Source organism: Streptosporangium sp. H13245 (assembly GCF_055690525.1).
Window position 1 is genome coordinate 528224 of sequence record NZ_JBSZKT010000003.1, and the last position, 21086, is coordinate 549309.

At 70.3% G+C, this 21086-nt stretch carries 20 protein-coding genes; 7 read left to right on the forward strand and 13 right to left on the reverse strand.

The window, feature by feature from the left end; genetic code table 11:
- Entirely contained in the window at positions 1-1797 is a 1797-nt protein-coding gene (locus tag ACW9TB_RS09165; protein ID WP_472747495.1) for a hypothetical protein, read from the reverse strand.
- A 728-nt stretch (positions 1798-2525) separates the two neighbouring features.
- Between ACW9TB_RS09165 and ACW9TB_RS09170 the strand changes: the two genes are divergently transcribed.
- On the forward strand, positions 2526-2771 hold the full coding sequence (locus tag ACW9TB_RS09170) for a DUF397 domain-containing protein (protein ID WP_472747496.1): 246 nt from the start codon (positions 2526-2528) through the stop codon (positions 2769-2771).
- Between the two features lie 283 nt (positions 2772-3054).
- Here ACW9TB_RS09170 and ACW9TB_RS09175 read toward each other — a convergent pair whose 3' ends face one another.
- From ACW9TB_RS09175 to ACW9TB_RS09185, 3 genes are all read right to left on the reverse strand, one after another.
- A complete protein-coding gene (locus ACW9TB_RS09175; RefSeq protein WP_472747497.1) occupies positions 3055-3681 on the reverse strand; it encodes a TetR/AcrR family transcriptional regulator in 627 nt (208 codons plus the stop codon).
- A gap of 7 nt (positions 3682-3688) precedes the next feature.
- Positions 3689-5251, reverse strand: coding sequence for an MFS transporter (locus ACW9TB_RS09180; protein ID WP_472747498.1), 1563 nt, complete (start codon positions 5249-5251; stop codon positions 3689-3691).
- Positions 5252-5360: 109 nt separating this feature from the next.
- Positions 5361-6563, reverse strand: coding sequence for an MFS transporter (locus tag ACW9TB_RS09185; protein ID WP_472747499.1), 1203 nt, complete (start codon positions 6561-6563; stop codon positions 5361-5363).
- Between the two features lie 160 nt (positions 6564-6723).
- Between ACW9TB_RS09185 and panB the strand changes: the two genes are divergently transcribed.
- A complete protein-coding gene (panB, locus tag ACW9TB_RS09190) occupies positions 6724-7569 on the forward strand; it encodes a 3-methyl-2-oxobutanoate hydroxymethyltransferase (protein WP_329092631.1) in 846 nt (281 codons plus the stop codon).
- Between the two features lie 47 nt (positions 7570-7616).
- On the opposite strand, the gene ACW9TB_RS09195 is transcribed toward panB, so the two are convergent.
- The 3 genes from ACW9TB_RS09195 to npdG all read right to left on the reverse strand — a co-directional run bounded on the left by ACW9TB_RS09195 (position 7617) and on the right by npdG (position 10566).
- Positions 7617-8528, reverse strand: a complete 912-nt coding sequence (locus ACW9TB_RS09195; protein ID WP_472747500.1) for a threonine/serine dehydratase — start codon at positions 8526-8528, stop codon at positions 7617-7619.
- Between the two features lie 112 nt (positions 8529-8640).
- A complete protein-coding gene (locus tag ACW9TB_RS09200) occupies positions 8641-9813 on the reverse strand; it encodes a trans-sulfuration enzyme family protein (protein ID WP_472747501.1) in 1173 nt (390 codons plus the stop codon).
- 81 nt (positions 9814-9894) lie between these two features.
- Positions 9895-10566, reverse strand: a complete 672-nt coding sequence (npdG, locus tag ACW9TB_RS09205) for an NADPH-dependent F420 reductase (RefSeq protein WP_472747502.1) — start codon at positions 10564-10566, stop codon at positions 9895-9897.
- Positions 10567-10689: 123 nt separating this feature from the next.
- Between npdG and ACW9TB_RS09210 the strand changes: the two genes are divergently transcribed.
- Entirely contained in the window at positions 10690-11268 is a 579-nt protein-coding gene (locus ACW9TB_RS09210) for a hypothetical protein (RefSeq protein WP_472747503.1), read from the forward strand.
- Positions 11269-11412: 144 nt separating this feature from the next.
- On the opposite strand, the gene ACW9TB_RS09215 is transcribed toward ACW9TB_RS09210, so the two are convergent.
- Positions 11413-12354 carry a LysR family transcriptional regulator gene (locus ACW9TB_RS09215; protein ID WP_472747504.1) on the reverse strand — a complete coding sequence of 314 codons (942 nt, stop codon included), beginning with the start codon at positions 12352-12354 and terminating at the stop codon, positions 11413-11415.
- A 103-nt stretch (positions 12355-12457) separates the two neighbouring features.
- On the opposite strand from ACW9TB_RS09215, the gene ACW9TB_RS09220 reads away from it, so the two are divergent.
- Positions 12458-12727, forward strand: coding sequence for a CBU_0592 family membrane protein (locus ACW9TB_RS09220; protein ID WP_472747505.1), 270 nt, complete (start codon positions 12458-12460; stop codon positions 12725-12727).
- Positions 12724-13392, forward strand: coding sequence for a cyclase family protein (locus ACW9TB_RS09225; RefSeq protein WP_472747506.1), 669 nt, complete (start codon positions 12724-12726; stop codon positions 13390-13392). Before ACW9TB_RS09220 ends, ACW9TB_RS09225 begins: the two co-directional genes overlap by 4 nt.
- Positions 13393-13504: 112 nt before the next feature.
- On the opposite strand, the gene ACW9TB_RS09230 is transcribed toward ACW9TB_RS09225, so the two are convergent.
- Positions 13505-13687 (reverse strand): hypothetical protein, encoded by a 183-nt coding sequence (locus ACW9TB_RS09230; protein WP_472747507.1) that lies wholly within the window; start codon positions 13685-13687, stop codon positions 13505-13507.
- A 44-nt stretch (positions 13688-13731) separates the two neighbouring features.
- Here ACW9TB_RS09230 and map point away from each other — a divergent pair, with 44 nt between their 5' ends.
- Positions 13732-14580, forward strand: coding sequence for a type I methionyl aminopeptidase (gene map / locus ACW9TB_RS09235; protein ID WP_472747508.1), 849 nt, complete (start codon positions 13732-13734; stop codon positions 14578-14580).
- A 54-nt stretch (positions 14581-14634) separates the two neighbouring features.
- Here map and ACW9TB_RS09240 read toward each other — a convergent pair whose 3' ends face one another.
- The 4 genes from ACW9TB_RS09240 to ACW9TB_RS09255 all read right to left on the reverse strand — a co-directional run bounded on the left by ACW9TB_RS09240 (position 14635) and on the right by ACW9TB_RS09255 (position 19249).
- The gene (locus tag ACW9TB_RS09240; protein ID WP_472747509.1) at positions 14635-15048 is read right to left on the reverse strand and encodes a sensor histidine kinase; all 414 of its coding nucleotides are present in this window, start codon (positions 15046-15048) and stop codon (positions 14635-14637) included.
- 177 nt (positions 15049-15225) lie between these two features.
- Complete coding sequence (locus ACW9TB_RS09245; protein ID WP_472747510.1) at positions 15226-17268, reverse strand: bifunctional copper resistance protein CopD/cytochrome c oxidase assembly protein; 2043 nt, start codon at positions 17266-17268, stop codon at positions 15226-15228.
- Entirely contained in the window at positions 17265-17867 is a 603-nt protein-coding gene (locus ACW9TB_RS09250; RefSeq protein WP_472747511.1) for a copper resistance CopC family protein, read from the reverse strand. Before ACW9TB_RS09250 ends, ACW9TB_RS09245 begins: the two co-directional genes overlap by 4 nt.
- An 89-nt stretch (positions 17868-17956) precedes the next feature.
- Positions 17957-19249 carry a helix-turn-helix domain-containing protein gene (locus ACW9TB_RS09255; RefSeq protein ID WP_472747512.1) on the reverse strand — a complete coding sequence of 431 codons (1293 nt, stop codon included), beginning with the start codon at positions 19247-19249 and terminating at the stop codon, positions 17957-17959.
- Positions 19250-20477: 1228 nt separating this feature from the next.
- On the opposite strand from ACW9TB_RS09255, the gene ACW9TB_RS09260 reads away from it, so the two are divergent.
- The gene (locus ACW9TB_RS09260) at positions 20478-21083 is read left to right on the forward strand and encodes a helix-turn-helix transcriptional regulator (protein ID WP_472747513.1); all 606 of its coding nucleotides are present in this window, start codon (positions 20478-20480) and stop codon (positions 21081-21083) included.
- Positions 21084-21086 lie beyond the last annotated feature (3 nt).

The window sequence follows — 21086 nt, forward strand, 5'->3', positions numbered from 1 at the left end:
TCACCCTCCGCGCGCTTTGAACGCTTCCTTCAGCACCGGTTCCAGCCGCCCGTAGAACAGGTCCTTGAGCTGGCGGAGATCGGAATCGCCGAGCGGCGTCTGCCCATGAGCCTGCCGGGAGATGTTGAAAGCAACCAGCTGAGAATCAACGAGAACATCGAGCAGATCTGATGCCTCTCCCGGGCCGCCTTTGTTCAACAAATCAGTGATGACGTCTTTCAGGTCGTTCTTCCCCACCGCGTCGGCCACTTTTCCCGCTGACGCCCCCGCCCACACACCCTTGCCTATCATTTCACCGGTTCCCCATCCGATGAGCGCGTCCACGGGAAGGAGGAAAAGGTCCGCGATGATCCCGTTAACCGCCTCGGCAGACAGATCGGCCTCATGGAGTCCGGAAAAAAACATCGATGCCAGCGCTCCGGCATCGACTGCTTTCCCGTAAAATATCTCACGCTGTTCTGCGCGTGCGTTCTCGGTTGGGGCATCGCCAAACGGGTGATCCCTGCCCAGGTCGAGATCGAGCAGAAATTTGCTATAACCGACCTTGAGCGGTCCGAACGTTCCGTGGCCCCGTAGCAGGCCCCCGAAAAATCCTGCGATCTTCTCGGAGTCGAGCTTCTTCCAGCCTTCACCCAAGGCGATGCCCGGCACTCCGTGCCCTTGATTCCAAACGGCGACGAGCTCGGGAAAATACTGTGACACGTGTTTGGCGAGCACCTGGCCAACGGGAGAAGGAGCGGACGCGGATATCCATTCTCCCTTTTCTGGACCGGAGTTCAGGGAGGGCCAGAAGTTCTTCCTGCCGAGATTGACGATGATGTTGATCCAGGCGTCGCGGCGGAGGGTGGCGTCTCCCGCCCCCGGGGCCAGGGCTCTGTCCAGAGCCCTGGCCAACAGATGCTCGAAGTCCGTGCCTTCGAGGCCGTTCACCACCTCGGGGCGGAGCAACAGCGCCGCGTTGTCACCGGTGGTGAGAAACCGCTGAGTCGCCTTCAGGTCCTGGCTCAGTGCCTTGACCAGCCAATAGATGTTCCAGTCTTTCCCGTCCACCCGCGAGCCGCTGTACTGGAGCAGTTTGGCTCCGGCCGCCAGGACGAACTCGCGTGACTGGCGGGCCAGGCCGAGCAGCGCCGCCATGTCTCCGATGGGCAGATCTCCCAGTGCGTGGTCGCGCAGATCTTTGGGAAGGGTGCCCGCCGCGTCCGTCGAGGCGAACGCCTCGGCCAGCGGGCCCAGGTCCTTCTTCGCCTTCGCCAGGTTGGCCGGGCTGTAGCCACGCGCGTCGTTCTGGTTCCTCGCGCTCACCGCGGCGAAGATGCCCGCGAAGGTGCCGACGCCCAGCGTGGTCAGCAGTCCCGCCGAGTAGGCGGCGTCGGCTGACCTGCCCCGCCCCTCCCTGAGCGTCTCCTGGACCTTCTCCCAGTTCTTGACTTGGGGGTCCTTCTGGTAGGCCCGCCATGCCGCCAAGGTCCGTTTCCCGGCGAGGGTCCCGGCGGTCCGAGCCGCCGCGGCGTCCCCGAACGCGAACTCCGTCGTCATGAGGCCCTTCTGCGAAGCGGCGTTCTCGACGCGCTCGATCGTCTGGGCCCGCCAGATCAGATCCCGCCGTGTCTCGTCGAGGAAGCGCCCGACACCGTCGAGCACCTCGGCGCCCGGCCCGGCGGGCCAGTCGGTGCCGGCCTCGGCGATGGAGGCCGACAGCGAGGGCCTCAGTGTCCGGGCACGCTGCACGGCGTCGTCCATCGAGGTGATGAGACGCCGTACTCCGGCCGGATCAATGCCGACAAACTCCGCCATTCGACCCGGCCTCCTCGGGGCAGAGACGCCAGAAAAACAAAGCCTCAACAGATTATCGCGAACTCTCAACAACTGAAGATGCTGATAAGAAAAGACTGGCGGCCGTCTGGGAAATATGCATCCGGCGGAGCCTTCGACCCCGGATCCAAAGCACTTTTCACCGCGTTCCGGATACGTGCTTCCTATTGCGGCAACGGATTATTACTTTCCGTAGTGATTCGATGACGAAGCGCGCGCCGGTCCCCCGGCGGCCCCGACTACGCCCGTACGATCCTGAAGGCCCGTGCGGGGGTGACGGAGCGGGTGCGGGAGCCGCGCTGACCGTCCGCCTGGAGCGCCGGAGAATCCTGGTGCGCGACGACGCTCCGCCGCTGTGGATCGTGCTCGACGAGGGAGTCCCGCACCGGGGCGTCGAGCTCCGGCCTTGGACATCACGCGCGGCCAGCCCGCCGTGCTCCCGAGCGCGTCCGACCGCAGGAACATACTCATCCAGGTCATTCCAAAAGGCGTCTACCTGACCGGCGGTGCGATCGTGGGTCTGGAGGGAGGATTCCTCGTTGCGAGCGCCTGGGGCAGCCCGATGGTGTATTCGTGGAGTTCGCTGCCGTAGGGCACGTCACGGCCCGTCCTCGCGACGTGGCGGCGATCTGCGGGCGATACGAAGCGGTTCGCTCGACGGCCCTGCCCGCGCGGGCGAGCGCCGACCTCATAGCGAAGGTGATGACGGAATGGCAGCAAACCTGACCGGCGCGGCCTGGCGCACGTCCTCCCTGAGCGGCTCCGGCGGTGGCGAGTGCGTCGAGGTGGCCGTCGTCGACGCCCCTCGCACCGGGCACAAGGCGGGCCTCGGCGCCCTGCACGTGCTGCGCGACTCCAAGAACCCCGGCGGGCCGAAGCTCTTCTTCACCCGTACCGAATGGGACGTCTTCATCGCGGGCGTGAAGCTCGGCGAGTTCGACCACCTCGGCGACTGACACCTCGCGTTCGGTCGCGGAACGCCCGAGCCGCCCAAGCCGAACCCGACCGCCCAGGCCGAACCGAACCGTCCGGGCAGGGCCGAGCCGGGCCGACCGGGTCAGGTTACGCCGGGGGAAAACGATCCCGGCTCCGCGAAGAAGCGTGACATCTCACGTACAAAGCAAAGCGTCAGAGCACCCGAAATGCCGAAGCCCCGGCGTTCAGCGTCGGGGTTTCGTGACGACATCCTTGACGCCGCCCACCCGAGGCCCCCGCCTCGGACGGCCGTACGGAAGAACCTCAGGGGCCGAGGCCCGCCAGGAGGTGGTCGACGATCCGTTCGGCCAGGTCGGAGGACTCGGCGCACTCGGCGGCACCCTCGGTGCGGACGTACCACATGACGGTGCCGACCAGGTTCGCCATCGCGATGGGGATGTCGAGGCCGGCCCGCAGCTCGCCGGTGGTGACGCCGCGCCGCAGCAGGGCGGTGATCGCCGCCCTGCGCGGCTCGATGCTCGCCTGGCGGATGCGCTCCACCAGGCGGGGGTGCCGCTCGGCCTCGTTCATCGCGATGTTCATCACGCAGCGGTTGCGCGCGTCGCACGCGTCACGCAGGAACACCCGCGCGTAGACGACGAGATCCTCGCGGATCGAGACGCCCGCGACCGGGGGCAGCGGCGTCTTGAGCGTGGCCAGCGCGTCGACGAGCAGGTCTTCCTTGTTCGACCAGCGCCGGTAGATCGTGGTCTTGCCGACCCCCGCGCGAGCGGCGATCGCCTCGATCGACAGCTCGGAGAGACCGACGCTCTCCCCGACCAGGTCGAGGGTCGCGTCGATGATGGCCTTCTCCGCCCTGGCACTGCGGGGACGGCCCGCGGAACGGGGCGTCTGGGCCCCGGCCGCCTGAGTCTCGTCGGTGGTCGTCATGGCATTCCTACACTACCGCCGGTTCCTTGTCCGGGCTGATCGCTTCGGGGACGGGAGCCCCGGAGGACTTGCCGGGCAGCCATCTGAACACCATCAGGGCTCCGATCAGCGCGATGACCGCGGAGACGACGGCGGTGATGTGCATGCCCTCGACGAAGGCGAGCTTGGCCGGTTCGATCAGCGCCGCGCCCCGGGCGCCGAGGCCCTGGGCCACGCCGAGCGTGCCGGTCAGGGACTCGCCCGCGATGTGCCTGAGCTGGTCGGGCAGGCCGGTCAGGGCGGGGGCGATCTGGTCGCGGTAGGTGGCCGAGAGCAGCGAGCCGAGAAGCGCGACGCCGAGCGCGCCGGCCACCTGGCGGACGGTGTTGCTCATGGCCGAGCCGACGCCGGCCTTCTCCCTGGGGAGCGCCTCCATGATCGCGGTGGTCGCCGGGGGCATGATGTTGGCCATCGCCGCGCCCTGGACGAAGAACACGATCTCCAGCAGGACGATCGAGGTGTTCTCGTCCATCAGCGAGTACGAGGCCAGCGCGGCGGCCACGATGACCATGCTGACGGTGGCGCTCAGCTTGCCGCCGAAGCGCGCGGCCATCTGCTGGCTCAGCGGGGCGAAGATCAGCTGGGCGGCGGCGAAGGGGATCATCAGGGCGCCCGCCTGCATCGGGCTGAAGCCCAGCACGATCTGCAGGTAGAAGACCAGGAAGAACATCGCGCCCATCATCGCGAAGAACACGATGCCGATCATGCCGACCGCGGTGGCGAAGCGCGGGTCGCGGAAGTAGCGGACGTCGAAGGCCGGGTGGTCGATGCGGCGCTCGTACCAGGCGAAGACGGCGAGCACGACGATGCCGAGGATCGTCGGGACGAGCACCTCGGCGCTGGCGATCGTGGCCAGTTCCCCGCCCCGGATGATGCCGTAGGTGACGGCGACGAGACCGACGATGGAGAGGATCACGCCGACCGGGTCGAGCCTGGAGGGCTTGGGGTCACGCGACTCGGGCACGACCAGGGTGATGAGCACCATGCTGATCAGCACGATCGGCAGGTTGACCAGGAAGACCGAACCCCACCAGAAGTGCTCGATGAGCAGGCCGCCGGTGATCGGCCCGATCGCGACGGCCAGGCCCACCCCGCCGGCCCAGACGCCGATCGCCTTGCCGCGCTCCTGCGGGGGGAAGACGTTGGAGATGATCGCCAGCGTGGCCGGCATGATCGCGGCGCCGCCGATGCCCATGAACGCGCGGGCGACGATCAGTTGCATGGGGTCCTGGGCGTAGGCGCTGGCCAGCGAGGCCAGGCCGAAGAGGACCATGCCGACCATGAGCATGCGCTTGCGCCCGGTGCGGTCGCCGATCACCCCGAAGGTGAACAGCAGGCCCGCGAACACGAGTGTGTAGGAGTTGATCGCCCATTCCATCTGGCTCTGGGTGGCGCCCAGGCCCAGGTCGGGGTCCGCGATCGTCTTCAGTGCGACGTTGAGGATGGTGTTGTCGAGCACGACCGCCAGGAGGCTGAAGACCAGCACTCCCAGGATCTGCCACCGCCGCGGGTGACCGAGCTGTTGTTCCACGAAAGGCCCCGTATTCGATACGCTTGTGTTTCGAAACACCACCGTAGCGTTGATCATTACGATACGCAACCGTATCGTTTCGTATTTATCGTGAAATCTTCCGAAGAGGTCAGGCGGCCAGCGGGACCGGCTCCTCGACCGCGGCCGCGGTGCGCCGCCAGAACGGCAGGGCGATCAGCACCATCCCCACGCCGACCAGCCCGGCGGCGGCGAAGGCCCAGCCGGGACCGGGGCCGTCGATGATCACACCCGCGATGGGCGCCGCGGACCCCGCGCCGATCAGCAGCGCCGTGCCGTGCAGGCCGAGCGCCTCGCCCCGGGCCCCGGCGGGCACCCATCGGCTCACGGTCTCGATCGTGGAGGACAGCGCGGGGGCGCACAGCACCCCGGCCGGCAGCAGGGCCAGGATCAGCCAGTGCCAGTCGGCGCCGGCCAGCCCGACGGGGATGGTGAGCACCCCCATGGCACCGATCAGGACCAGCGGCGACAGCGGCCGGGGCAGCATGCCGTACACGAAGCCGCCCATCAGCGAGTAGCCGCACCACAGGCCGATCGCCAGCCCGATCCACGCGGTGTCGCCACCCTGCTTCATCGTCGCCACCAGGGACAGCTCGGTGGCGGCCAGCACGAAGGTCGCCGCGGCGACCGTGCCGAGCAACCCGAGCATGCCCGGGGTGAGCCACTGGCGCCGGGGGACCTTCACCGCCGGTTTCCTGAGCTCCTCGTCCGAGCGGATGGGCGGGTTCAGCGCGATCAGCGTCACGCCCGAGGCGACCAGGCCGACCGCGACGACGCCCATGGTGGGCACGCTGCCGAGCAGGGTCACCCCCGCGACCGCCAGGGCGGGACCGGCCATGTAGGACACTTCGACGATCATGGAGTCGAGGGAGAAGCCCATCCTGCGCTGGTCGACCGGGACCAGCGCCGCGAGGCACTGCCTGATCACACTGAACACCGGGAGACTGAGCAGGCCCGCGGGCACCGAGGCCGCGAGCAGCAGGGGGAACGGCATCGCCCACGCGGTGGACCAGAAGACGAGCTGGGCGAGCGTGGTCACCACCAGCACCGGGCGCAGGCCGTGGCTGTCGACGAACCTTCCGGCCAGCGGCGAGCCGACCGCCATCCCCACCGTGCTCGCCATGGTCACCAGACCGGCCGCGGCGAAACCGAGCCCGAGCCCGCTGGGATCGACGACGTGCATCGTCAATGTGATCGCGACCGCGGTCGAGGGAATGCGGGCGACCAGCCCTACCAGCAGCAACGACCGCACGCCCGGAATCGCCAGCAGGCGGCGGTAAGGTTCGAAAGCCATCGTGATTACTTACCTCCGCGAGCATTGTGCCGTACACCCCCGACACTTCCGCCACCGAATTACCAGGCCGGCCGGGACTGTTGAACCTGTCGTACGCGTGCAATCATCGAAACCGTCCGGGGACGCCACAGGGGCGCCTCGAGACTTCACTGGAGGTCCCATGTCCTCTTCCGTCACCAACCGGCCGACCTCTCTCTACGGCGGCCAGGCTGGACGAAGGATCACCGTGCGCGACGTCGCCGCCGCCAAGGAGCGCGGCGAGCGCTGGCCGATGGTCACCGCGTACGACGCCATGACCGCGAGGGTCTTCGACGAGGCGGGCATCCCCGTGCTGCTCGTCGGCGACTCGGCCGCCATGGTCGTGTACGGGTACGACTCGACGCTTCCCGTGTCGGTGGACGATCTCATGCCCCTGACGGCGGCCGTGGTCCGCGGCTCCTCCCGCGCGATGGTCGTGGCCGACCTGCCGTTCGGCTCCTACCAGTCCTCCCCCCAGCAGGCCCTGGAGACGGCCGCCCGCTTCATGAAGGAGGCCGGGGCCCACGCGGTCAAGCTTGAGGGCGGGCGGCGGGTGCTTCCCCAGGTCGAGGCCCTGGTCTCGGCCGGTATCCCGGTGATGGCCCACCTGGGCCTCACCCCCCAGTCGGTCAACACGCTCGGCGGTTACCGCGTACAGGGCCGTGGCCAGTCGGGGGACGAGCTGATGGCCGACGCCAAGGACCTGGAGTACGCCGGAGCGTTCTCCGTGGTCCTGGAGTGCGTCCCCGCGGACCTGGCCGAGCGGGTCACCGCGTCCCTGTCGATCCCCACGATCGGCATCGGCGCCGGGCCGGGCACCGACGCGCAGGTCCTCGTCTGGCAGGACCTGATGGGCCTGACCGCGAGCCCCGCCAAGTTCGTCAAGAAGTACTTCGACCTGGCCCACGAGATGGACAGGGCCGTGCGCAGCTTCGCCGACGAGGTGTCGACCGGCGCCTTCCCCGCCGCCGAGCACAGCTACCGCTGACGCCGCGCCGCCGCCCCGGGTAAACCGGGGCGGCTCCACGGAAGGGTTCAGGCGAGCGTGGCCGGGTCGGTGTTGGCGCCGCACACCACGACGGCCACCCGCTCGCCGGGGGCCGGGGTGTAGACGCCGGACAGCAGGGCCGCGTACGCCGCGGCGCCCGCGTGCTCGGCGGCGATCCTGTGGTCGCGCCACAGCGCGCGCCGCGCCTCGGCGATGGCCTCGTCGGAGACCAGGAGGCTCCGCACCCCCGCCGCGCTCGTGACCTCGTAGGCGATCTCGCCCGCCCGGCTGGCGCCCAGGGCGTCGGCCCCCACCCCGGAGACCTCGACGGCGACCGGCCCGCCCGCCTCCAGGGCCCGGCGCAGGGTCGGGATGAGCTCGGGCTCGACGGCGACCACGCGGGCCCGGCCGCCAAGGGCGACGGTGATCCCGGCGACGAGCCCGCCGCCGCCGACCGCGACGACGACCGTGTCGACTCCCCCGGTCTGCTCCAGGATCTCCAGGCCGACCGTGCCCTGTCCCGCGACCACCTCTGCCTGGTCGTAGGCGTGGATGTCCAGGGCGCCGGTCTCGGCCGCGCGCTTGACCGACGCCTCGTACGCGTCGGCGTAGACGGCGCCGACCTGGGTCACCCGCGCGCCGAGCGCGCGCAGCCCGGCGACCTTCACCGGGCTGGAGACCGTCGGCACGAAGATCTCCGCCTGGACGCCGAGGCCGCGCGCCACGTACGCCACCGCCAGGCCGTGGTTGCCCCCGCTCGCCGCGATCAGCCCGGCCTCGGGGATCCCCGCCGAGGCCAGGGCACGGTTGAAGCCTCCCCGCGCCTTGAACGACCCCGAGTGCTGCAACCCCTCCAGCTTCAGGAACAGCCCCGGCGACACCTCGACCACCGGTGTACGCAGGACATGCCCGGCGATGCGCCCGGCGGCCCGCTCCACGTCCTCGATCGACACGCTCACGCGCGCTCCCTTCCCAGAAAGTGATCCGGAAGCGGCCGCCCGGCCTCCTTCGTGAGGCGGGCGGCCCCGCGCCGCAGTGTAGGAGACAGCGCGGCCCACGCTCCCGGCGGTGTCAGGCGAGCGCCTGCTCGAAGTCGGCCCACAGGTCCTCGACGTGCTCGATGCCGACCGCCACCCGTACGGTGCCCTCGCCGATCCCGTGCCGGGCGAGTTCCTCGGCCGTCAGGGAGCGGTGGGAGGTGGTCGCGGGATGCAGGATGAGCGTCTCGACGCCGCCGAGGGACGGGGCCAGCAGGGCCAGTTTCACCGAGCTCATGAACCGCTCCCCCGCCTCCCGCCCGCCCGCCAGGTCGAAGGAGAAGACTCCCCCGAAGTCGGGCAGGAGCTTGGCCGCCAGCTCGTACGAGGGGTGCGAGGGCAGTCCCGGCCAGTGCACGACGGAGACGGCGGGGTGGGCGTCCAGGCGGGTGGCCAGCTCGCGGGTGTTGGAGCAGTGGCGCTCCATCCGCAGCGGCAGCGTCTGGATGCCCCGCAGGGTGAGCCAAGCGGCGAACGGGTCCGCGGTGGCGCCCAGCTTGGTGGTGAAGGACCACACCTTGCGGTACAGCTCGTCGGAGGCGAAGACGGCGATCCCGCCGAGCACGTCGGTGTGCCCGCTCAGGTACTTGGTCGTGGAGTGCACCACGATGTCGGCGCCGTGCTCCATCGGCCTGCACAGGATCGGGGAGGCGAAGGTGTTGTCGACCACGGAGACCAGTCCGGCCTCGCGGGCCACCGCGCACATGCCCGGCAGGTCGGCGACCTGGGTCACCGGGTTGGCGATGGTCTCCAGGTAGACGAGCTTCGTCTCCGGCCGTACGGCCGCGCGCAACGCCGCCGGGTCGTCCTCGGGGACGTAGGAGACCTCGATCCGGAACCGGCCCACCAGGTCGTTGATCACCGCGGCGGTGCCGCCGTAGAGCGGCTTCTGCGCGATCAGGTGGTCACCGGGCTCCAGCAGCCCGAACAGCACGGAGTTGATGGCGCCCATCCCGGAGCCGGTGGCCACGGCGCCGACGCCGCCCTCCAGCCCGGCGACGGCCTCCTCAAGGGAGCGGACCGTCGGGTTCGACAGACGTCCGTAGACGAAGGCTCCGTCCGGGCGGCCCATCCCGTCGGCGAAAACGGCCGGGTCGTCGAAGACGAACCCGGAGGTCTGGTAGAGCGGCACCGTGATGGAACGGCTGCCGTTCAGGGGCGGCTGGGGCAGGTGGACGGTACGGGTCTCCGGACGAAAATCAGTCATGTGTCAAGGATGTCCGGTTATCGCGCTATTTGTCAGATCCAATGAGGCAAGATTGGCCTGCTTTGAGGGCCGGATCCCGCGCTACGGCTGGATGTCGGTGACGCGCAGGCCCGCGTGGGCCTTGTAGCGGCGGTTGACCGAGATGAGGTTGGCGGTCAGCGCCTCGATCTGGTGGGCGTTGCGCAACCGGCCCGCGTACACGCCGCGCGCGCCGGGGATCCGGCCCGCCAGCGCCTGGACGATGTCGGTGGCCTCGCGGTCGTCGCCCAGTACGAGCACGTCCAGGGCGATCTCCGCGACCTCGGGATCCAGCAGCAGGACGGCCGAGACATGGTGGAACGCGGCGACCACGCGGCTGTCGGGCAGGACGGCGGCGGCCTGCTGGGCGGCGCTGCCCTCCTCGACCGGGAGCGCGTACGCGCCCTGCTTGTCGAAGCCGAGCGGGTTGACGCAGTTGATCACGATCTTTCCGGCCAGCTCGGCGCGAAGGGACTCCAGCGTGGAGCGGTGCCCGTCCCAGGGAACGGCCACGATCACCACGTCGGCCTCCGCCGCGACGGACGGGTTGTCCGCGCCGCGTACCGACCCCTCGATGCTCTCCGCCGCCGCCTGAGCCCGTTCCGCGCTCCGCGAGCCGATCAGCACGGTGTGCCCGGCGAGGGCGAACCGCCGGGCCAGCCCCTTGCCCTGATCACCGGTCCCGCCCAGGATGCCGATCGAGATCCCGCTCACGTCCGGAATGTCAGTGCTCACTCACCGCTCCTCATCGTCCCCCGGTCGCTCAAGGCCGGACTTCAACGACCATATCGCCTGTCCCGATCATCTCAGGGCCGCGTTTCCAGGATCGGCACGGGGTGTCTGGGGCACGATGGTGCGATGGACGCTCGGTCGGTGACGCTGCTGCGCGAGATCCTCGCCTCGACCGGCTGGGTCGAGCGGACCCGCGAGCTGGGTCTCGCCCTCCGCACGACGCGCTCCCCCGGCGGGCTGCTGGTGGTCGGCACGCCCCAGGAGGAGCCCTGGCACCTGACCGCGCACCTGAGCGACGAGGCCAGGTTCTCCGGGCTGCCCCAGCTCGCCCCGACGCTGGTCCGCTGGGCGCCCGCCCCCGGAGCGCCCCCGCACCTGCGGGTCGGGCTGGAGCGGATCGAGCGGGCCGGGCGGGGCGAGACGCTGTTCGTGGTGGCCGAGGAGCGCGCCCCCGACGCCCTGCTGGAACGGGTGAGCGACGCCCGCAGGACCGGTACGACAATCCTGGCCCTGGACGGCGGCGACCCGGATCTGGCGGATCTGGCCCACGACGCGCTGACGGTGCCCGAACGGGCGCCGTTCTCCTTCGACGGGGCCCAGCACCTGGTGAGCATGGCCGCGGGCGAGACCGGGCGCCGTCCCGGCCTGCGCGACCGCCTGGCCGGGCTGCTGGAGCGGATCAGCGGCCCCCGGGTCACCGACTAGACCGGCGAGGAAGCACCGGCCGACCCCGTTCACCACCGAGCCGTTCGTCAACGAGCTGTTCGCCAGCGAGCTGGTTCGCCACCGGGCCAGAGGATCACCGACCGGCGCGCCCACTGTCAGGCCCGCCCATCAGGCCCGTACCCGTCAGGACGCGTTCCAGCGCGCCCCGAGCCGTCCCGACAGGTCCTCGGCCGCCTCCCTGAGCGCCGCGATGACCACGGCCTGCACCGGATCGGGCTCGCCCGAGCGGGTGCGGCTGAGACGGGTCGCCGCGTCCAGCTTCCTGGCGCCCACGTTGGTGATGCCGGTGACCACGACCTCGCCGTCCGGGACGTCGAGCAGGGCCAGCGACGGCACGATCGCCACCCCGTGCCCGGCCGCGACCAGGGCGAGCGTGGGCGGGAACTCCTCGATCACGTGCGCCCGGCGCGGGGTGAACCCGTGCAGGACCGCGAGCCGCTCCAGGGCGTGGCCACAGGCCTGGTCGGGCGGCCCGGCGATCCAGGGCACCCCCGCCAGGTCCGCGACCCCTCGCGGGACCTCCGTCCAGCCCGGCGGGGCCACGATCCGGTACTCGTCCACGTAGAGGGGATGGGAGACGATCGCCTGCTGCATCGTGACGGTCTTGTCGGCATCCTGCTCGGTGAGAGCGAGATCGACCCCGCCGAGGCGGAGCTCCTGCAGCGCGGGCGGCCCGTACAGCTCCTGGATCCGCGGCGTGATCTGGGGGTGGCGCTCGGCCAGCCTGCCCAGCGCGGGCACCAGCAGGTGCCGGATGACCGTGGGGAACGCGGCGATCGCCACCGGCCCGGCCAGCCGCTCGGTGAAGCGGATCAGCTCCCGCCTGGCCTCGCCCAGCTCCTCCTCGACACGTTCCGCGTATCCGGCCAGGACCCTGCCCGCGGGGGTGAGGGCGACCCGGCGCTGCGACCTGTCGATGAGGGAGAGCCCGACCTCCCGTTCGAGGAGAGCGAGCTGTTGCGAGACCGCCGAGGCCGTCAGGTGGAGCGCCTCCGCCGCGCGCATGACACCGCCGCGACGGGCGACCTCGTGAAGCACCCGCAGTCGCCGGGGATCGATATCCATACAGCTCAGCTTACGTGGATATTAAGGAAACTTTATTTGCCCTTCAGTGAGGGGAGCGGAAATCATGGGGACATGAGTCTCCCCTCGCCGGACGCGTGATCCGGTGCCTCTCTTCGTCAACCTGCTCGGCTGGGCCGGCGCCGCCGTCATGCTGTACGGGTACGCCATGGTGTCGGCGTCCAGAATGGCCGGTGACGGCATGCCCTACCAGGTGATCAACCTTGCCGGGGCGGTCGCCCTGATGGTCAACACGGCCTACCACGCGGCCTGGCCCTCCGCGATCCTCAACGTCGTGTGGGGCGCGATCGGTCTCGTCGCGGTCGGCAGGATGGCCGGAGCCCGCGCGAGGCGGAAGCGGGTGGGCGTCCCGTGACCCGGCTGGTCGAGCTGAGCCACCGCATCACCGAGGGCATGGTCACCTACCCCGGCGTCCCCGGCCCCCGCCTCGGCGTGCACCTGAGCCGGGAGGCCTCGCGGGAGGTCTACGCCCCGGGCACGGAGTTCCACATCGGCAGCGTCGAGCTGGCCGCCAACACCGGCACCTACCTCGACACCCCCTACCACCGCTACCCGCAGGGCCCCGACCTGTCGGGGATGCCGCTGGAGTCGCTCGCCGACCTGCCGGGCCTGGTCGTACGGGCCGAGGGGGCGCCCTCGGTGGGCCTCGACCGGTTCGCGGGGCTGGACGTGCGCGGCAGGGCCGTGCTCCTGCACACCGGCTGGGACCGGCACTTCGGCACCGAGACGTACTTCCACGGGCACCCCTACCTCGAACCGGAGGCGGCTCGCTGGCTCGCGGAGCGGGGGCCCGCGCTCGTCGGCATCGACAGCCTCAACGTCGACGACACCCCGCCCCGCGGCGAGCGGCCCGCGCACACGCTGCTGCTCGGGGCGGGCATCCCGATCGTGGAGCACATGACGGGGCTGGCCGCGCTGCCCGGCAGCGGGTTCCGCCTCCACGCCGCGCCACCGCTGCTGGCCGGTTTGGGGACCTTCCCCGTCCGCGCGTACGCCGTGGTGGACGACCGGCCGTACTGACCGTCACGGACGACCGGCCCTACTGACCGTCACGGACGACCGGCCGTATCCACCGTCATGGACGACCGGCCGCACCCACCTGAGGGGCCGGGTGCGCGGCCGGCCGGTGATCTCAGTCGTCCCCCTCCCAGGCGCGGTCGTTCTTCCTCCACTCCTCGTTCCTGTCGGCCGCGGTCTTCAGCGCGCCGGCCGCGGCCTCGCGCGTCGGGTACGGCCCCATCCGGTCCTTGTTCGGGCACCCGTCGTCGGGTTCGACGGCCATGTGCGTCAGGCAGAACCACCATTGATCACTCATGCGGCAATCCTGCCCAGTGAGAAGCACAACTAGACTGGGGGACCATGACGACACTGCTCCAGCCCGGGCGGATCTCTCCCATCCGCAAGGTGCCCTCTCACATCCGGCGGCCGGAGTACGTCGGGAAGAAATCCCCGAAGACCGGGGAGGCCGACGTCAAGACCCCCGAGATCATCGAGCTGATGCGGGTCGCGGGCAAGCTGGCCGCCCAGGCGCTCGAAGAGGTCGGCAGGCACGTGGCACCCGGCGTCACCACCGACGAGCTCGACCGGATCGGCCACGAGTTCCTCTGCGACCGCGGCGCCTATCCCAGCACGCTCGGCTACCGGGGATACCCCAAGTCACTGTGCACCTCGATCAACGAGGTGATCTGCCACGGCATCCCGGACGACACCGTGCTGCGCGACGGCGACATCGTCAACGTCGACATCACCGCCTTCATCGGCGGCGTGCACGGCGACACCGACGCCACCTTCCTGGTCGGCGACGTGGACGAGGAGTCGCGCCTGCTGGTCGAGCGCACCCGCGAGGCCACCAACCGCGCCATCAAGGCCGTCGCCCCCGGCCGCCAGCTCAACGTGGCCGGTCGCGTGATCGAGGCCTACGCCAAGCGGTTCGGCTACGGCGTGGTCCGCGACTTCACCGGCCACGGCATCGGCACCACGTTCCACTCGGGCCTGATCGTCCCCCACTACGACGACCCGTCACTGGCGGTCACGCTGGAGCCGGGCATGACGTTCACGATCGAGCCCATGCTGACGCTCGGCACCATCGACTACGACATCTGGCCCGACGGCTGGACCGCCGTCACCAAGGACCGGATGCGGACCGCCCAGTTCGAGCACACCATCCTGGTGACCGAAACCGGCCACGAGATCCTGACCCTTCCCTGAGCCCCGCTCCACGGCCGCGTCCCCGGGATCCGGCGCCTTCCGCGCCGCTCCCGGCTAGTCCTGGCGGGGCACCACCCCGGTGACGGTGGTTCCCTCGCCGGGAACGCCGTTGACACCGAGCGTGCCGCCGAGCTGCCGGAAGTGGGTGCGCATCGCGGCGACCCCCCGGCCCTCCGCCTCCCCGTAGAAGCCGACACCGTTGTCACTCACCGTCATGCGCAGACCGGCACGCCCGAAGGTGACGGCGACGGAGACGACGCGGGCACGGCTGTGCCGCTCGACGTTGGACAGCGCCTCCCCGAGCGCGGCCAGCACGGCCCTCGCGACCGCGGGCGGGACGTCCTGGGCGGGCAGCGCCCAGATCTCGACGATGATCCCGGTGCGCTCGGCCCATTCGGTGAGATGCTCTTCGAGCGCCTGGGCCAGGCTCCTGCTCCGGCCCTCACGTACGCGCACTTCGTCGGACACTGCTCAACCTTCCTGATGCACATTGCAGCCACCGGCCCCCCGACCGGATATGTGACTGGGCGTGGCGCGCGATGACGAAGCGCTGCACCCGCTGCGGTGAGCACGAGCCCCCTGAAATACAGGCTACCGGGAGGTGTCCGTGAGGGGGCTCGAAGATAGAAGGCCGTAGCTGTCCGGCTACTCCGCGCCGTCTCGCCTGTTGAGTTTGGCCAAGTAGTCATTATAGGCGTCGAGCTGGGCGTCGCCGCTGCCGCCGTCGCGGGCCGCGGCGGCGTCGGCGCGGCGGTCGGCGCGGCGGGCCCCCCGGTCGTCGTGGCGCCACCACTGGAAGGCCAGCGCGAGGAGCACGATGAGGGTCGGGATCTCGCCGAACGCCCAGGCGATGGCGCCGCCGGTCTGCTGGTCCTCGACCGCGGACGCGCCCCAGGTGCGGCCGAGCTGGTCGTACCAGTCGGAGGCCAGCACGGTGGTCATGCTCATCAGCGCGATGCCGAAGAACGCGTGGAACGGCATGGTCACGAACAGCAGGATGAGCCGGGCCACGTGCGGCAGCCGGTAGGGGGCGGGATCGACGCCGATGATCACCCAGAAGAACAGGGTCCCGCTGAGCAGGAAGTGCGCCGTCATCACGATGTGGCCGAGGTGCTCCTCCATCGCGGCGGCGAACAGCGGGGTGAAGTACAGCGCGTAGGTGGAGACGATGAAGATCGCGGTGGCGATCGCCGGGTGGGCGATGAAGCGGACGAACCTGCTGTGCAGGATCGTCGTCAGCCACTCCCGGGGACCCCGGTCACCCCTGCGGGCGGCCGGTCTGAGGGCGCGCAGGGCCAGGGTGACGGGCGCGCCGAGCACGAGGAAGATCGGCACCATCATCGACAGCGTCATGTGCTCGGCCATGTGCGCGCTGAACAGCACCTTGGCGTAGCGGGCGACACCGCTCTGGGTGGCGACCAGCAGGATCAGCACGCCGGTGAACCAGGCGGCCGTGCGGCCCTTGGACCAGGCGTCGCCGCGCCGGGCGAGCCGTACGACACCGGCGAGGTAGAGACCGGCCAGCAGGGCGATGAGCGTGCCGGAGAACAGGTCGAACCACCACAGCGAGGCCAGGTTGGCCAGTGAGATCTCCGGCGGCATGGTGTAGCCGAGCACCTCGAAGGCCCTGTCGACGGGCAGGACCGCCGGGGGCGGCGCGGTGCGGGACAGCGCGACGGCCAGCCCGACGGCCGCGAACATGACGACGATCTCGCCGGTGGCGAAGCGGACGAACGTCCCGGACCCGCCCGCCGCGAGCAGCGGGAGGGTCCGCCTGCGGTGCCACCAGCCGACGGCGCCGAGCAGCGCGAACGCGACGGTCTTGGCCAGCAGCAGGAGGCCGTAGGCGGAGGTGAACACCTCGGAGAGCGCGCTGAGCCTGGCCATGACGCTGAACAGGCCGGACAGGCCCACCCCGACGAAGCACCACAGCGCCAGGGCCGAGAAGCGGGCGGCGGCGATCTCCAGGTGCGGCTGACGGCGCAGCGCGTGCGCGCAGAGCACGCCGAGGCCGCCCACCCAGAGCGCGAGGACGACCAGGTGGACGGCGACGCCGGTGGTGGCCAGGTCGTGGTTGGGCGAGGAGGCGGAGTGGCCGGTCAGCGCGGGCGGGAGCATGGTGGCCAGGGCGAGGGCCAGCAGGCCGCCTGCCGCCCCGGCGGTGATCGCCCCGCGGGCGAAGAGCGCGATCGCGACCGAGAACAGCACGACCAGGGTCAGCGCGATGCCCTGGGAGACCTGGCTGGCGAAGCTGGTGAGCTCGTCGCCGCCGAGCACGTCGACCACCGGCAGCCCGAGCGCCTCCGAGAGGCTGAACACCATCGTGGCCGCGGCGGCCCCGGCCCAGACGAGGGCGATCCAGGAGGCGGCCTTGACGTAGCCGAGGGCGGACTTGCCCAGCAGGCCCTTGTCGTTGGGGAGCAGGAACGTGGCGGCCAGGAGCGTGCCGACGGTGAGCACGCCCGCCGTGTCCATCGCCAGCTTCGCCAGCGGCAGGCCCCAGCGGGTGAACGAGCCCTGGTCGGGCAGGCCGGGGATGATGCGCGGGCTCGCGGCACCTCCGGCGATCATGGCGATCACCAGGGCGGCGACGGCCGCCGCCGCGCCCGCCAGGGCGAGCTTCACGGCCCGGCCGTTTCCCGGCGCCTCGACCTGTGCCGCCTGGGCGGCCCGCGCGGTCTTGCTCATGGCTGCTTCCTGCCTCGCATGCTGAAGAACACGCCGATGCCGATGCCGATCAGGCCGCCGACGACGATCCACATCCAGCCGGGCACGCCCCCCGAGGAACCGGGCTCCTCGGACTCCCCGGCCGCGACCGCCGGGCTGAGCGTGGCGGCCGGTGTGCTCGCCGCCGAGGTGCTCCCGACGGGCTCGGGGGATGCCGAGGGAGGCGACGGAGACGGAGGAGATGGGGAGGGGTCGGCGGAGCCGAGCAGGGTGAAGGGAATCTCCCCCTCGATCGGATGGCCGTCGGAGGACACGACGCGGTAGGCGATGACGTACTCGCCGGGAGGAAGATCTCCCTTGACCTTCTGGGTCACCACGGGGCCGTCGACGGCGGGTTTGCCGTCCTGGTGGGTTTCGTCTCCGGAGCGCACGACGACGTTCGGGAAGCGCACCGTGGCGCTGAACGTCAGCTTGACCTCCTCCAGGCGCTCGACCTTCGCGCCCTTGACCGGGTCACTGCTCTTGAGCCGGTCGTGGGCGAGGGCGGGCGAGGCGAAGGCCGTGCCGAGAACGAGGGCGGCGAGAAGCGCGAGGGCGACCGCGACAGGGGAAGTCTTCATGGCAACCACAAGGCTACCGACGCGACCGCGCGGTCTCGACCCCCCTGTCCGATCTACGGCCTCGTGCGCGTCTCCCTCGCCGTCTCGATCTACAGCCCGACGCAGGCCATCGCCCGCTTGTAGGCATCGACGCTCCGGTCGGGCTCGTCGATCCGCTCCAGAACCTGGGCCGCGGTCAGCCAGGCGTGGGCGGTGAAGCGGGTCTCCGGCGCCTGCTCCAGGCATTCGGCCCCGGCGGACAGCTCCCGTGAGGCGTCCGCCCGCAGCCCCAGCGCGGCGAGGGTCTCGCCGTGCAGCAGGCGGGCCTCCGCCTGCAGGACCTTGGGCATGCCGTCGAGCAGGTCGCAGACGAAGCGCATGTGCTCCTCGGCCCGCTCGGGCTGGGCGAGCAGCAGCTCCGCCCGGACGAGGTTCATCGCGCAGCGCATCTTGTTCATCGAGCTGGCGGAGCTCTCGGCCAGCTCCTTCTCGACCTTCAGCAGCACGTCGCGCCAGGCCTCGGCCTCCATGGGCCGGGCGATCAGCATGACCTGGGCGTAGTCGTTGCGCAGCCGGGCCAGCCGCCACGGGTCGCCGTACTCGGACTGGATGGCCAGGGCGCGCTCGGCGTGCGTGACCGCCTCTTCGGCGTGACCGGTCTCGACGGCGGCGATCGCGGCGCCCCAGTGCGCCAGGGTGAGCGCCATCGGGCTGGCGAGGAGCTCGGCGGCGGCGATCAGCTCGGCGGAGAACTGACGGGCCCTGAGCAGGTCGCCGCGGTCGACGTACGCGGCGAAGAGCTGGCTGCCCAGCCGCATGAGGCCGTCGTTCCAGGCGGGCCGGACCGCGCCGGTGAGGATCCGCTCGGGGACCTGCATCGCGCGGGCCAGGTCGCCGATCTCGCGGTAGCAGCGCGAGAGCGCGACGGCGACCGCGACGTGCCGCTCGGGGCTCATGACCGTCGCGTCGCTCTCGTGCAGCCCGCTGAAGAGGGCGATCGCCTGCTCCAGGTCGCCGCAGGCCTCGGTCGCGAGGGCCAGGCCGTACTCGGCGTCCTGCCGCAGCTGGGGCAGGCCCGCCAGGCCGCTGTCGGTGAGGAGCTCGGCGTAGCGGGTGCGGGCCTCGACGACCTCGCCGTTGTCCAGGGCCATCTGCGCGTAGCTGAGCGCGAGCTCGATCTCCTGCATCTGCTCGGCGGTGACGCCGTTGATCAGATAGGTCAGGGAACAGTCGAGTTTTTCCGCGAGAAGCTCCAGCACCGCGGGTGTCGGAGTACGCTTGCCACTCTCGATCAGAGAGACGTAACTGTCCGACAGTTCTGGATGAGCGAGCTGCGCCTGGGAAAGACCACGTTGCCGACGGACGGTTTTGATGCGCTGCCCCACCAAGTCTTGACCAGTCACGTTACCCCTTGAAAGATATCATTTGAGCAGCAGAACCTACGACAGGAGTCTCCCCGTGCGCCGACGTCTTGCCTTGTCTGCCCTCGCCATGCTATTTACGGCTACTTTTGCCGTCTCTGGCAATGCTACGACCGCGAGTGCTGATTCGTCTGCCCCCCCGAAGGACACCGGCAAGTATTCTTTGCAGATGAGCAGCGCCCAGGCCAACCTGGGCTGGGATTACCCGGGCTGAGCGACGGCTCAGCCCACCCGAAGGACAAGGAACGAAATGAACCCCGCCCCCGTGGAGAGCTTCCAGCCAGCGAGCCGCTCCACCCGGCGGAACCGGTGCTCTCGCACCGGTGTGAGCGTGCCGGCGCCTGTCACGCACGCTCCAGCAAGACGCGAACCATTGAACACCGGGGCGTCCGCGCCCCAGAATCGGTGCCACCGATCGCGGCCGAGCCGGGATCCGAACCCTTCCGTGAAGATCGTTGTTTTTCGCGGGGGATCCCGGCCGGAAGAACACCCGACCGTGGCCCGTGTTGCACACGTACGACTTCATCGCAGGTCACGGCTCGCGGGCCACACGGTCCGGGTCGAGGGTGCCGGTGACGGCCGCCCGTCCTCTTGTCGGCGTCATACCGTTTCCGCCCCCTCCGTCGCCGACCGGTCCGCAGGCCGGTCGGCTCACGGATCCCGTGTCGCCGGCACCCGCCTTCGGCGCCCCCGTTTATAAACCAGCCATTACCTGAGAAAATACATTGAATTAATCCACTATCAAGCCGATGTCCTAAAGCGGTCAGCCTGATTCCCAGAAGGCGGACTGCCTTTTTGTCGTGGACACAAAGAAAGCTTTCGGCCGGTCGGTCCACGGGAAATCGGAATGGTGGCCCGCCCGCCGGCGAGGCCGGGAAATCATGATCCGCCCGGGGGAAACCGTGATCGCGATCCGCCCGCGTGCCCGGCTCCGCCTCGGCTTCCCCGGATTCCGGCCTCCCGCCCCGGCGCCCGCGGCCCGCGCCCGCGCCTCCGCGGGCGTCTCTAGATGATCTCTAGAAGAGCCTGAGACAGTAAACCGCGAGAATTGCGGAAAACCCGGCGGAGACCGGCTCTCCCGGCTCCCCGCCGTGAAACGTCTCTCCCCGGCGGGAAACGCCCCGGGAGCCCGCCCACGGCGCGGGCCGGTGGCGGCGCCCGCCGGGAGGAACACGGGCACGTCCGGTCCGGCACGGTTCGCGGAGGGCATATGAACCACTTCCTGCCCACCTCTCCCTCCGCGGGAGAGAGGTCCCCGGTCCGGTACGACGCGGAGACCCTCTGCTCGTCCGCCAAGCGGACGATCGCCGTCTTCCTTCCCGAGCCGGAGGGCAACTCCGCGTTCCTCCGGATTCTCGGTTCGGCCGTCATCCCGCCGGGCGTGCGGACCAGGATCGTCGTCGACTCGCCGTACGAGGCGGCCGGTCTCCCCGAGTCCGTGGAGCTGAGGGTCGACCCGCTGATCACCGAGAGGTTCCTGGTGATCGACGACCGCTTCGCCGTGACGGGCCACGCGTCCCGGATGGCCGTGGTGCGAGCCCCCGTGCTGGTCTCGTTGCTGGGAGACCTGTTCGAGCACGTCTGGGCACGCGCCGAGCCTCGGCTCAGCGAGGGGGAGGCGCCGTTCGCGCTGACGGAGCAGGAGAAGGTCGTTCTGCGGATGGCCGCGGAGGGGGTGACGGACGAGGTGATCGGCCGCCAGCTCGGGCTGACCGCCCGCACCGTGCGCCGCCACATGGCGACCGCGATGGAGCGGATGGGGGCGCAGAGCAGGCTCCAGGCGGGGGTGCGCATCGCCAAGGCGGGGATCGTCTAGGCG